The sequence below is a fragment of the Streptomyces sp. SYSU D01066-1 genome (assembly GCF_054956795.1).
Genome location: NZ_JBUDHV010000046.1, coordinates 1 through 13,187 on the forward strand (window position 1 = coordinate 1; position 13,187 = coordinate 13,187).

Sequence of the window (13,187 nt, forward strand, 5' to 3'; positions counted from 1 at the left end):
GGCGGGGGGGGGCGGGGCGGGCCCCCCCCCGCCCCGCGGGGGGGCCGGGGGGGGGCCGGGCGGGCGGGGGGGGCGGGGCCCCCCCCCGCCGCGACGCCGGCGAGGAACCCGGCGAGCCAGGACTCCTGCTGGGCGGAGAACGGCGCGTCGGCCGGGATGAGGGTGCCGGTGGGGGGCAGGAGGGTCATGCGGTCACCGCCTCGGTGGGGGGCTGCGGGGCGCGGCGGGCGGCGAGGTCGTCCAGTGCCGCGTTCGCGAGCAGTTCGTCGAACCGGGCGGCGCGGAGGCGGCCGGCGTTCTTCAGGGTCTGGTGGACGATCCAGCCGTAGGTGCCGGGGGCGTCCATGCTGAGGTTGTTGCGCAGGCTGAGCGCGCGCTTGTAGTCGTCGAGGCGCTTGGTCGCGACGAGGGTGGCGAGTTCGTCGTCGTCGAACCGCTCCAGCGTGCCGCGCAGGTACTTCACGACGCGCTGCTTGACGAAGAAGTCCTCGGTGAGCACCAGGTTGCGGACGGCCTGGGCGACCCGCGGATCGTCCGGGCCGGTGGCTCCGGGCACCCGCTGCAGCGCGATGTCCTGGGCGGCGCCGAGCACGGTGTACGACGACAGCAGCGAGAACATGTCGTCGCCGCCCTGTTCGCCGAAGGCCGGGGCCCGGCCGCCGAGCACGGTGCGGCGGTCGCGGTAGTCGACCTTGAACGCGCGGAGCTTGTCCGTCGCCACGGAGCCGGCCAGCTCGTCCAGCAGCTCGCCCCTGGTGGCGGCGGCGAGGATCTCGCCGGCGTCCTGGTAGAGGAGCAGCGCGCGGGGCATCCCGCAGTACACGTGCTCGCGTTCGCCGTCCCAGTCGGCCAGCAGCCGGGCGGCGAGCGGGGAGCCGGTGGCCTCCACGTGCCAGGCCAGGAGCAGCCGTACGGCCGCCTCGTGGAAGGCGCCGTGCGCGGTTTCGGTCACCGGGAAGACGAGGAGCGAGTCGGCGCTGACCCGGCCGGGCAGTTCGCCCGAGGGGTCGTACTGGTAGAGGAAGCCGCCGCTCATGCCGTTGCCCAGGCCCTTGCCGAAGCCGCCGAGGTTGAGGACGGTGCCGCCGGTCATGTACTCGCAGCCGAAGTCGCCGATGCCCTCGACGACGGCGGTGGCGCCGGAGTTGCGCACGGCGAACCGGTCGCCGGCCTCGCCCTGCACGAAGGTCCGGCCGCCGGTCGCGCCGAACAAGGCGAAGTTGCCGACCAGGACGTTGCCGCCGTGCTCCGCGCCGCCGCCGCCCGGGGCGCGGACGACGATCCGGCCGCCGCTCTGGCTCTTGCCGACGCCGTCGTTGGCGGTGCCGGTGTGTTCGAGGGTGATGCCGTCGTTGCAGAAGACGCCGTACGACTGTCCGGCGGAGCCGGTGGTGCGGACGTGGACGGCGCCGTCGGCGAGGCGGCGGCGGCCCCGGTCGTCGGTGGTGATGGCGGGCGCGTCCACGGCGGGCCGGTGGTTGAGGAGCCGCTCCACGTCGATGGAGAGCTGGCCGCCGACCGACTTGTCGCTGTTGCGCAGCCGGACGCCGTCGACGAGCAGGGACGGCTCACGCCGCTCCAACAGGGCGGTCCGGACGCGGTCGAGGAGGGCGTCGTCGGTGGTGAAGTCCTTCTCCAGGTACTCCGGGTCCGGCACGGTCTTCTCGGGGACGCGGGCCAGCAGCCGGCGCACGTCGAGGCGGCCGACGCTCGCCGGGTGGTCGAGGAGCTGGAGCAGGTCGGTGCGGCCCCGGGCCTCGCGCAGGGACCGCAGTCCGAGGCGGGCGAGGATCTGCCGCACGTCGTGGGCGATGTTGAGCAGGTACTGCGCCAGCGCGCGCGGGTCGCCCTCGAACGCCTCGGCGTTGGTGGTGAGCCCGGCCGGGCACTTCACGTTGCAGTTCTTCGCCATGACGCAGCCGAGCATCATCAGCGCGGTGGTGCCGAACTCGAAGCTGTCCGCGCCCAGCAGCGCCGAGGTGACGACGTCGCCGCCGGTCTGGTGCGCGCCGGAGCAGCGCAGGACGACCTTCTGCCGCAGGCCGTTGGCGAGCAGCGCCTGGTGCACCTCGGCGACGCCGATCTCCGCCGACCGCCCCGCGTACTTGAGGCTGGTGACGGCCGCGGCGCCGGTGCCGCCGGTGTTGCCGGCGACGTTGATGACGTCCGCGCCGGCCTTGGCGACGCCGACCGCGATGGTGCCGATGCCCTCCGAGGAGACCAGCTTCACGATCACCCGGACGCGGGCGGCCTTGCAGTCGTGGATGAGCTGCGCGAGGTCCTCGATCGAGTACGTGTCGTGGTGCGGGGGCGGCGAGATCAGCTCGATGCCGGGGGTTCCGCCGCGCGCCGCGGCGATGTCGACGGTGACCTTCGGGGCGGGCAGCTGGCCGCCCTCGCCGGGCTTGGCGCCCTGGCCGATCTTGATCTCCAGTTCCTCCAGCATCGGGTCGGCGAGGTAGCCCGCCCAGATGCCGAACCGGCCGGACGCGAACTGCTTGATGCGGGAGCCGCGGACGGTGCCGTACCGGGAGTGGTGCTCGCCGCCCTCGCCGCTGTTGGACAGCGCGCCGACCATGTTGGCGCCGTGCGCGACGGCCTCGTGCGCGGTCGCGACCAGCGCGCCGTGGCTCATGGCGCCGGAGGCCAGGGACCGGGTGATCTGGTGCGCGGGCTGCACCTCGTCCAGCGGCACGCTCTCGGGTGCCTCGTCCAGGAGGGCGAGGAGGCGGGCGACGGGGCCGGTGGCGGCGACCGTGACGCCGTCGGCGCCCACGTCGAGGGTCTCGGCCGCTCCCAGGCGCGCGAGCCCCTGGGCGAGGGCGGTGTGGCGGTCGGTGCCCGGGGCGGTGAGGCGCAGCCGGAAGGTGTCGGGGCCGGCGGCGGTCACGGTCACCCCGCGGACGGTGACGCCGGCGTTGCCGTCGGTCGAGAAGCGGCCCAGCTCGCGGGCGAAGTCCTCCGCCGTGCGCAGCCCGGTGACGTCGGCGGGCAGGGCGAGGACGTCGCGGAGCGCGGACGGGCGCCGGGAGCGTTCCTCGTGGGTGGTGCGCAGGAAGGCGCGGTACCCGGGGGTGATCCGGAACGCGTCGATCTCGGCGTCGCCGAGCGCGTCGTACCCGGTGTCGCGGTAGGCGGCGTCGGTGATGCCGAACGCGTCGCCGAGCTGGCCGAGGGTGAGCAGCCGCAGGGCCTCCGGGTCCTCCTCGCGCCCGAAGGCGGGCGGCTCCTCGGTCATGGAGCCGAAGCCGCGCACGGCGTTGACGCCGAAGGAGTGCCCGGCCCCGTCCGACCGCTCCTTGAACAGGCCCAGCAGCGGGATCTGCTGCTCGCTCCGCACGGCCTGGGCCCGCTCGTGCCAGTCCGTGGCGGCCTGCGCGATCCGGGCGAACCCGACGCCGCCGACCGGTGACTCCAGGTGCGGGAAGACGCGCGCCAGGATGTCGTCGCGGGTGTCGAGGTAGTTCGGCTCGAAGAACTCGCCGCCGATGTAGCTCTCGGCGGTGCACAGCCCGACCCGGCCCATGGTCTTGGCGAGGGACTTCTCGGCCGCCTTGCGGAACTTGGCCAGGGCCCGGTCGGTGTCGGTGATCTCGCCGGCGGGCGCCGGGGCGCTCGGGTACTTCTCCTCGGCGCGCAGCCGGGCGCTGAGGCTGTAGACCGCCGAGGCGCCGAAGCCGAGCGCGGTGGCGACGTGGTGCGAGGAGGCCAGCTGGCCGCTCTCCACGACGAGCGAGACGCGCAGCCGCAGTCCGGTCTCGATCAGGCGCTGGTTGACCGCCGCGACGGCGAGGACGACGGGCAGCGGCGCCCGCGTGGAGGAGACCGCCCGGTCGGTGAGGAGCGCGATGCCGCCCCGCTCGGCGGCGAACCGCTCGACGTCGTCGCAGAGCCGCTCCAGGGCCGACCGCAGCGCGTCCGCGTTGGCGGTGGCGTCCCCGGTCACCGGTTCGTAGAGCATGGCGAAACGTTCGAGCGGGACGATCCGCTGGTCGCGCAGCCGGACCATGTCGAGGTGGCCGAGCACGGGCGAGGAGACCACGAGCTGCCGCCCGGCGGTGCCGACCGACTCGCCGGTGCCGTCGGGCTTCGGGCCGAGCGCGACCCGCATGCTCATGCCGTCGGCCTCGCGGATGCTGTCCAGCGGCGGGTTGGTCACCTGGGCGAAGCGCTGCGAGAAGTACTTCGCCATGCCGCCCTCGGTGTCGCTGAGCGCGTTGATGGCGTTGCCGTAGCCCATCGCGGAGATCCGCTCCGACCCGTCGGCGAGCATCGGGTCGAGCATGAACCGGAAGCTCTCCTGGTTCAGCGACCAGGCCACGTACCGGCCGGCCAGGGACAGGTCGCCGTCGTAGCCGAGCGTGGTGGTGCCGCGGTAGTAGTCGGGCGCGGGCAGGTCGTCGAGGTGGACGCGGGCCGCGTCCAGCAGTTCGCCGTACGGCCGGCGCGCGGCGAGGGCGTCGAGCACCTGGCGGGTGCGCAGGACGCGGCCGGTGCGGTGGTCCACGACGAGCATGCCGCCGGCCTCGATGCGGCCCCGGTGCACGACCTCGTCGTCGGGGAAGGCGACCTGGCCGGCCTCCGAGGCCACCATGAGGTACTCGGCGGTCTCCACGGTGCGCAGCGGGCGCAGGCCGAGCCGGTCCAGGCGGGCGCCGATCACGTCCCCGTCGCTGAAGATGACGGCCGCCGGACCGTCGTTCTTCTCCTCGTACAGCGAGAAGTACTCCAGCATGTCGCGGACGGGGGCGGGCAGGGTGCGGTCGTTCTCCCAGGCGGGCGGCATGAGCGTGACGACGGCCTCGACGAGGTCCAGGCCGTCGTCGAAGACCCGGCTCTGCAGGGTCTGGTCGAGGCGGCTGGAGTCGGACTGCCCCGGCGGGCGCACGATGGAGCGGGTGCGGGCGCGGGCCAGGGCCTCGTCGGTCAGGCGGTTCTTGCGGTCGGTGTTGAGCTCGCCGTTGTGCGCCATGAGGCGGAACGGCTGGGCCATGGTGGGGTGCGGTTCGGTGTTGGTGGAGAACCGGGTGTGGAAGTACAGGGAGCGCACGGAGTGCCGCGGGTCGCACAGGTCGCGGAAGTAGCCGATGACCTCGCCGGAGTTGAGCCGTCCCTTGAGCACCTGGGTCCGGGCGCTCAGCGACAGCGGGTAGAGCCCCGCACGGGTGTCGTCGGCGTAGGCGACGGCCTCGATCGCGAGCAGGGCGCGGTGGGCGGCGGCGTCGACCTCGGGGCGCTCCCACTGCTCGGGGGCGCGGAACACCCACTGCACCAGGGGCAGCTGGTACTGCCGGGCGGCGGGCCGCGCGACGCCGTGGTCCACGGGGACGTCACGGACCAGCAGCAGTTCGAAGCCCTGCTCGGCGATGCTCCGGGCGACCAGGTCGGTCGCGGCGGCGCGGCGGCCGGCGTCGGTGGGCACGAAGCAGTTGGCGACGCCGAAGCGGCCGGCGCGCAGGGCCGTGCCGGTGAGCGCGCCGAAGAACTCGACCGACAGGTCGACGCTGACGCCCGCGCCGTCGCCGACGCCCTCGGCGGAGGTGCCGCCGCGGTGCGGGATGGCGCGGAGCGCCTCGTCGCCCTTGCAGATGACGTCGTGGCTCGGTGTGCCGTCGAGGCGGGTGATGAAGCCGACGCCGCAGTCGCTGTGGTCGTGGGCGGGGTCGTACAGACCGGTGGCGGTGTGGTTCAAGAGCGGTCCTGTGGGCGAGTGCCGGCTGGAGGTGCCTCCCGGGCCCTCGGGGCACCGGGAGAACGGCCAGGCTGCGTCGGTGGAGCGCTCGCCGCGGGCGGACCGGCGCGACGGCCGGGCCCTGGGTGGTACGTCTGCACGGTAAGGCTTGCCTAACCCTACCGCAAGTGTGTGGCCTGCGGTTTTCCGGACGGCTCGGCGTGCCTGGGAGCCTCAGGGCGTCCGGTCGGGCCCGGTGACGTCGCGCAGGGCCCGCTCCGCGCGGCGGGCCAGGCCGTCCGCGCCGCAGTGGCGGGCCAGGGCCAGGCCCCGGTCCAGCTCGGCCGGTGAGCGGGCGGCGATGCCGTACTCGACCTGGGCGGCGGCATGCTCGTAGCGGCAGGGCGAGGAGGCCAGGCGGGCGGCGGCCTGCGCGGCGAGGCCGACCGCGCGCCGTCCGGTCTCCAGGGCGGCGGCGCAGCGCAGGGCCTCCCCGACGGCGGTGTCCGTACCGAACCGTTCGGCCTGCCGGCGGGCCTCGTCGGCCAGCCGGGCGGCGCGGGCGGGGTCCTCGCCGGCCAGCGCGCGGGCGAGGTCGACGGCCCAGGGGACCATCACCGGGTTGTGGTGGCCGCGGGCCGTGGCGGCCTTCTCGGCGGCCTCCAGTTCGTTGACGCCGTCCTTGGTACGGCCGGCCGCGAGCAACAGGCGGCCGCGGACCGAGCGCGGGTCGGGCAGCACGATCGTGGACGGGTACGGCGGCGCGAAGTCGTACTGCTCGGCGATCTCCCACGCCTCGTCGACGTGGCCGCGGGCGAGCAGGGTGTCGACCAGGTTGCACGTCGCCGACCAGTACAGCGGCAGGCCGCGCCCGACCCGCTCGGCCAGCCGCAGCGACTCGCGCAGGGACGCCTCGGCCTCGCGCAGCCGGCCGCGCCTGCGGTGGCCGAGGCCGACGTAGGCGTGGGCGAGGGCGAGGTGGCCGCCGCTCCAGCCGGCGGTCTCGTAGGCGCGCAGGGCCTCGGTGAAGAGGGCGTCGGCGCGGTCCAGGCGGTCGGTGCAGGCGTAGGCGCTGGCCAGCATCATCAGCAGTTCCAGGCCCCACTCGGTGTCGGTCCAGCCGAGTCCGGGGGCGAGGCGGCCGTCGACCAGGGCGCGGTCGCACAGCGCGGCGATCTCCTCGGCGCTCTCCCCGCGGGTCATGGCGTCGAAGGCGCGCAGGATGAGCAGGGCGCGCTCGGCGTTGTCCCGGCCGGCGCAGGTGGCGGCGAGGGCGGCCAGGCGCTCGGAGCGGCCCGGTACGACGGACTCGCCGGCGTGGATGCCCTCCCACATGTACTGGACGGCCTGGAGCCGCAGGCGGGCGGGGCCGTCGGGGTGCCGGGCGGCCTCGGTCTCGACGGTGCGGACCGCCTCCTCCAGCTGGTCGTTGTGGAGCAGGGCCTGGGAGAGGCGGACGACGGCGTCCACGCGTTCGTCGCCGTGCAGGCCGGGCATGCCGAGGGCCTCGCGGAGGTGGCCGACGGTGGTGGCGGGCGAGGTGAGCAGGGTGGCGCAGCCGAGTTCGTAGAGCACGCGGGCGTGAGTCCCGGGCGGCGGGGGCTCCTCCAGGGCGCGTTCCAGGCAGCGGCGGGCGGCGTCGGGGGCGCCGACGGCGAGGTGTTCGCGGGCGGCCTCGCGCAACTGCTCGACCAGTTCCCCGTCGTCGTCCGGGTGGACCTGGAGGAGGTGGCGGGAGGCCGCCGCCGCGCCCAGGCCCAGGTCGGTGACGAGCTGGGCGGCGATGCCGTGCATGGCCCGGCGCAGCCCGTCCGGGATGGAGGCGTAGACGGCGGTGGCGATCAGCGGGTGGCGGAACTCCAGGGCGTCGTCGCCGGGGCCGGACGGGACGAGGATGCGGGCGTCCCGCAGGAGCCCGGCGCAGCGTACGGCCTCGTCGCGGCTCATGGTGGTGAGCGCGGCGCACAGGGAGACGGTGATGCCGGTGCCGAGGACGGCGGCGGCCCAGGCGAACCGGTGGGCGTCGACGCCGAGTTCCTCCAGGCGGGCGATGATGCCGACGCCGCGGCCGGCCTCGTTCAGGGCGCGCAGTTCGGCGGCGTTGGCCGCGACGGGTGCGAGGGCGCTGTCGCGGACCTTGGCGAGGAGTTCCACGGTGTCGTAGGGGTTGCCGCCGGTGACGGTCCACACCTCGCGGCAGAACGGGTCGTCGGCGTCCGCGCCCAGGGTGGCGCGGGCGAGCCCGGCGGCGGCCTCCTGGGTGAGCGGGTCCAGGGTGGTGACGGGGGTGTGCGCGAGGGCGGCGACCGTGTCCAGGTACCGGGCGCTGTCGCCGGTGGCGTCACCGGCGCGGAAGGCGGTCACCACCAGGACGGGCAGCTCGCCGAGGTGTTCGGCGAACGCGGCGAGCCAGCGCAGGGACTCCTGGTCGGCCCAGTGCAGGTCGTCGATGAGCAGGACCAGCGGTGCCTCGCCGCCGGCCAGCCGCCGTACGGTCTCGACCAGCCCGTCGCACACGCCCCGCGGATCTGCCTGCCGCTCGCCCGGGTCCGCGGTGCCCAGGGCGGGGCCGACGACGCCGTGCCAGTCGCCGAGGAGGTCGCGGGCCTCCTCGGGGTGCAGCGACAGGAGCGCGGGCTGGAGCAACTGCCGTACGACGTTGTACGGGACGGACCGCAGGGTCTCGCCGCCGCGCGCGCTCTGGACGGCGCAGCCGCGGGCCTCGGCGAGGCGGCGGGCGGTGGCCAGCAGGGTGGTCTTGCCGAGGCCGGGCTCGCCGCGGAAGACGAGGAGGGCGCCGGAGGGGGAACGGTCCGCGCACAGGGCGTCGACCGCCCGTGCGACGGCGGCGACTTCCTCGTCGCGCTCCCACAGAGCGGCCGGGGCGGCGGCCGTGGGCCCTGCCTCCGTCATTCCGCTGCCTCCCCGAGTCGCCCGAACGACGTACCGGCTCCGAGCCTAGCCGCCCGGACCGCACGGCGCCGTGTGGTCGTTACGGGTCTTGCCCTCCCGAGTGATTTCGTGTATTGGACGGGCACCGCGCCGGGTCCCGGGCCGTCAACCGCCGCCGCGGGCCGGGGTTTTCGGGCGGTGCGGGGCGGCGGGACCGGGCGCGGGGCGGACGGCGGGGAAAGGCCGGGGGAAGGCCGAGGGAAAAGCCTCTCTTCCTCTCATACGACTTTCACCGACGCCTCATACGGTGGGGACATGACGCAGGAGACTCCTCCCGGGTGGTATCCGGACCCCGGGCAGACAAGTGACGGTCCCGCCACCGAGCGATGGTGGGACGGCAAGGCGTGGACGGACCGGATCCGTCCCGCGGGGGGTCCCCCGGAACAGCCGCCGGCGGACGGCGCGCATCAGGCGGCGGAACCGGCGGGAACGGCAAACCCGGCGGAGCCCTTGGCCGCGGGGGGCGCGGCGGAGCGAGCCGCGGCCAAGGACGCGGCTCGCTCCGCGCAGTCCGCCCCCGGCACCGGGCAGGGACAGCCGACGGCGGCCGACGCCGGGTCCGGGCAGCCGGCCGCGGACGGTACCGCGCCGTGGCGCTCGCCCGCGGCCGGACCCGCCCCCGGGTATCCGGCGCCGCCGCCCTACGCCGCGTACCCCGTGCACCCGGGGTACCCGGCGCAGCCGCCGCCCCCGCGCCGGAGCGGCCTGCGGACGGGCACGGCCGTGGCCGTCGCGGTGGCCGTACTGGCGGGCGTCGGCGTCGGCGTGTACGCGCTGGCCGGTGACGGCGGCGGGAACGGTGACGACCGCGCCGCCTCCCAGCAGCGGAGCCCGGGCGGGCAGGACGGCGAGGGGCTGCCGGACAACCCGTTCGGCGGTTCGGGCGGCGGCTCCGGCGGGAACGGCGAGTCGCCCGCACCGCAGGGCTCCGAGGCCCCCCGGATCGAGAGCGGCTCGGTGCCGGACGCGGTCAGCGGGATCAGCCTGCCCGTCCCGGACGGCTGGTACGGCCAGGAGCTGACGGTCGGCGCCCAGGTCTCCTCGAACGAGTCCTACGAGTGCCCCGGCGACAGCTCCTCCTCCTGCACCAAGGGCGGCGCCTACTCAGCACCGGCGATGGTGCTGGGCACCGAGGGTTCCACCGCCGAGGAGGTCGCGAAGGCGGACATCTCGGCCAACGCGGAGGAGTCCTACGGCGGCGACAGCTACGGTTCGATCACCTCCCACGACGTGCTGTCCTCGAAGGCGGTCACCGTGGCCGGCCAGAAGGGCTACCAGGTCCGCTGGAAGGCCGTCACGAGCAAGGGCTCCGACGGCTACGTCCAGTCGCTGGCCTTCCCCTCGCCGGCCAACCCGCGGCAGATCGTCGTCGTGCGGTTCGGCGTCGACGTCAGCGAGGAGCAGTCCGTCATCGACGAGATCGTCGAGGGCATCGAGGTGTCGTCGTCGGGCGGCTCGGGCAGCGGCCAGGACGTCTGACCGGACCGCCGGCCCGTCCCGTGCCCGCTGTCGGCCGGGTGGGGCGCCCTTCCGCTCAAAAGGCGCCCCACCCGGCCGGGGGGTGCGCGCCGCCCCCGTCCCCACGGTGCGGCGCGAGCAGGCCACCGTCCAGTCATCCCACGGACGGTGACCTGGGTCTCAGGTCAGGCCCAGCACGGGGAGCACCACGGCCTCCACGAAGCGGACGAGGTAGTCCTCGTCGGCGTACTCCCCCTCCATCACCGGCCGGACGCGCAGCACGCCGAACATCTGGACCGGCACGAACTCCAGCGCGGGGTGGCCGGCGGCCACCTCGCCCCGTTCGACCCCGCGGCGCAGGATCTCGCGCAGCGCGGCGATCTCCGGTTCGACCAGCGCCTCGCGCAGGGCCAGTTTGAGTTCCGGGTCCTCCACGACGGCGTGGCCGAGCGCCTGGAGCAGCCGGGTGTCCGCGCCGGACCACGCGCCCGCCGCCCGGGCGGCCAGCCGCAGGTCCTCGGCGAGCGAGCCGGTGTCGATGCCCTCGAAGCGCACCCTCCGGCGCGACCGCAGGGCCGCCGCGACGAACTGCGGCTTGGTCTTCCACTGCCGGTAGAGCGTGGACTTGCTGCACCGGGTGCTGGCGGCGATGCCCTCCATGGTCACGGCGTCGTAGCCGCACTCCCGGATCCGGTCGAGGACGGCGTCGAGGAACTCCTGCTCGCGCTCGGGCGTGAGTTTGGAGCGGCGCGAGGTGCCGACCGCCTCCGGCCGGTCCGCGGCCTGCGACGTCATGGTGCTGCTCCCCTTGTCTGTCCTGTCTGCGGCGTCCTGCCCACGGCGTCCGGTTCCGGGCTTCCGCCCCGGCGTTCCGGTACGTCAGTGTACCGGTACCCGAGCGTACCGATACTCGACCGTATCGGTACACTGGCGTATCGGAACGAGCCCGTATCGATGAAGTGGACTCATCGGTGAAGCGAACTCATCGGTGGAACGAACCCTCACCGGTGAGGCGGGCCCGTACCGATGAGGCGTACCCACCCGGTGCCGGACATCCGTGGCGGGACGGGCCGCCGAGACACCGCACCACCACCGTCAGCGAAGGGGCCGGGGGATGAACGCCCGCAGCGAGCCCGCGGAAGCGGGGCCGAACGCACCGGCCGGCCCGCCCCTGGTCCGGGAGCTCCCGCTCGTGGCCGGGCTCTTCCTCCTCTACAAACTCGGCCGCCGGCTGGCGAGCGGTCACACCGGCGAGGCGTTCCGCAACGCGCACCACGTGTGGGACCTGGAGCGGTGGCTGCGGCTGCCCGGCGAAGGCGGTGTCCAGTCGCTGCTGCTGCACGGCGACGCCCTCGTGCGGGTGGCGAACACGTACTACGCGGCCGTGCACTTCCCGGCCACCGCCGCGTTCCTCCTCTGGCTCCATCTGCGCCGGCCCCGGCACTACGTGTGGGCCCGGCGGACACTGGCCGCGCTGACCGGCGCGGCGCTGGTGCTGCACCTGGTGTTCCCGCTGGCGCCGCCGCGGATGCTGGGCGCCGCCGCCCTGGTGGACACCGCGCGGGTCTACGGGCCGTCGGTCTACGGCCCGCCGCGCGCGGACACGCTGTCGAACCAGTTCGCGGCGATGCCGTCCCTGCACTTCGGCTGGGCCCTGATGGTGGCGATCGGGCTGATCGTCGCCACCCGGTCCCGCTGGCGGTGGCTGTGGCTGCTGCACCCGCTGCTGACGCTGCTGGTGGTCGTCGGCACCGCCAACCACTACTGGCTGGACGCCGTGGCGGCGTCGGCCCTGCTCGGGCTGGCCCTCGCGGTGGTCCGCCTGCCGCACCGCCGGCCGGTGGGGACGACGGGCGGACGGCACCGGGGTCGGGTCCGGGGCCGGGGCCGGGGCCGGGGCCGTCCGCAGCCGGTCGAACGGCACCGGCTGGTGGGGGCGGGCCGATGAACGCCGCCCTCGTCGCCGTCGCCCTGTCCCTGGTCTCCGTCGTCGCCTACGCGGCCGCGGCCGTCGCCCAGGAACGGCTGGCCACCCGCCGTACGGGCACGGGTGGACCGCGGCTGCTGGGCAGCGGGGCGTGGTGGTGGTCGGTGGCGCTGAACGCCTCCGCCGCGCTGCTGCACGTCGGGGCGCTGCGGTACGGCCCGCTCACCGTCGTCCAGCCGCTGGGCGCGCTCACCCTGGTCGCGGCGGTGCCCCTGGGGGCGCGGCTGGCGGGACGGCGGGTCGGCGCGGCCGAGTGGCGGGGCACCGGGCTGACCCTGCTCGGGCTCGGCGCGCTGCTGGTCACGGCGTCCGGTCCGGCCCCCGACGGCGTGCTGAGCGTGCCGGAGGCGTTGGCGGTGGCCGGCGTGACGGCGGTGCTGATCGGGGTGCTGGCCAGGCCCGGTGCCCGGTCCGGCCTGCGGCACGCGAGCGCGTCCGGCGTCGCCTCCGGGGTCGCCTCGGCGCTCACCCAGACCGTCACGGTCGCCGCCACGGACGGCACCGGACCGCTGCTCGGCGCACGGGTGATCGGTGTGGCGGTGCTGGTCGCGGCCTTCGCGACGGGCGGCCTGCTGCTGTCGCAGACGGCGTACCAAAGCGGCCTGGGCGCCCCGCTGGCGGTGGTGACCCTGTCCAACCCGGTGGCCGCCGCGGCGATCGGCGTGGCGCTCCTCGGCGAGCGCCTGCGGGGCGGCCCGGCCGGCGTCCTGCTGGCCCTGGCCGGAGCGGCCGTGGCCGCCTGGGGCGTCCTCCTCCTGACCCGAGCGGCCCCGGCCCCTGTCCGGACGGAGCCGGAGGAGTTCCCGGCGCTCACCCCGCTCCCGCCCGGCACGGCGTCCGGACCGTCCCCCGTGCCCGCCCCGGTCCCGGCCGCTGCGACGCCCGCGGCCTCCCCCGGGCCGTCCCCGGCGGGCGTCCGGACGGACCCCGTCACCGCGACGCTGCCCCGGCAGGCACCGTCCCGGTCGGCACCGTCCCGGCCGGTGGCGTAGCGGCAGGCGCCGTCCCGGTCGGGGGCGGCGCGGCAGCGGCCGGACGCCGGGCAGCCCACGCCGCTGTGGCCGGCCCCGGCCGCCCCGGAGCGACGGGCGGGGGCGCGGCCGCGCTGCGGGCGAAGTC

Annotated in this window: 6 protein-coding genes; 3 read left to right on the forward strand and 3 right to left on the reverse strand. The window is 75.6% G+C overall.

What is annotated here, in order from left to right; genetic code table 11:
- Positions 1-184 precede the first annotated feature (184 nt).
- Positions 185-5,692: a glutamate synthase-related protein gene (locus tag ACY1JF_RS28865; RefSeq protein ID WP_462708207.1), complete on the reverse strand. Its 5,508-nt coding sequence runs from the start codon at positions 5,690-5,692 to the stop codon at positions 185-187.
- A 213-nt stretch (positions 5,693-5,905) separates the two neighbouring features.
- Entirely contained in the window at positions 5,906-8,584 is a 2,679-nt protein-coding gene (locus tag ACY1JF_RS28870) for an ATP-binding protein (RefSeq protein ID WP_462708208.1), read from the reverse strand.
- Between the two features lie 294 nt (positions 8,585-8,878).
- Between ACY1JF_RS28870 and ACY1JF_RS28875 the strand changes: the two genes are divergently transcribed.
- A complete protein-coding gene (locus ACY1JF_RS28875) occupies positions 8,879-10,102 on the forward strand; it encodes a DUF2510 domain-containing protein (protein WP_462708209.1) in 1,224 nt (407 codons plus the stop codon).
- Between the two features lie 159 nt (positions 10,103-10,261).
- Here ACY1JF_RS28875 and ACY1JF_RS28880 read toward each other — a convergent pair whose 3' ends face one another.
- The gene (locus ACY1JF_RS28880; protein WP_462708210.1) at positions 10,262-10,876 is read right to left on the reverse strand and encodes a TetR/AcrR family transcriptional regulator; all 615 of its coding nucleotides are present in this window, start codon (positions 10,874-10,876) and stop codon (positions 10,262-10,264) included.
- Between the two features lie 319 nt (positions 10,877-11,195).
- Between ACY1JF_RS28880 and ACY1JF_RS28885 the strand changes: the two genes are divergently transcribed.
- Positions 11,196-12,029 carry a phosphatase PAP2 family protein gene (locus ACY1JF_RS28885; RefSeq protein WP_462708211.1) on the forward strand — a complete coding sequence of 278 codons (834 nt, stop codon included), beginning with the start codon at positions 11,196-11,198 and terminating at the stop codon, positions 12,027-12,029.
- Positions 12,026-13,060: a DMT family protein gene (locus tag ACY1JF_RS28890; protein WP_462708212.1), complete on the forward strand. Its 1,035-nt coding sequence runs from the start codon at positions 12,026-12,028 to the stop codon at positions 13,058-13,060. Before ACY1JF_RS28885 ends, ACY1JF_RS28890 begins: the two co-directional genes overlap by 4 nt.
- Positions 13,061-13,187: the final 127 nt, after the last annotated feature.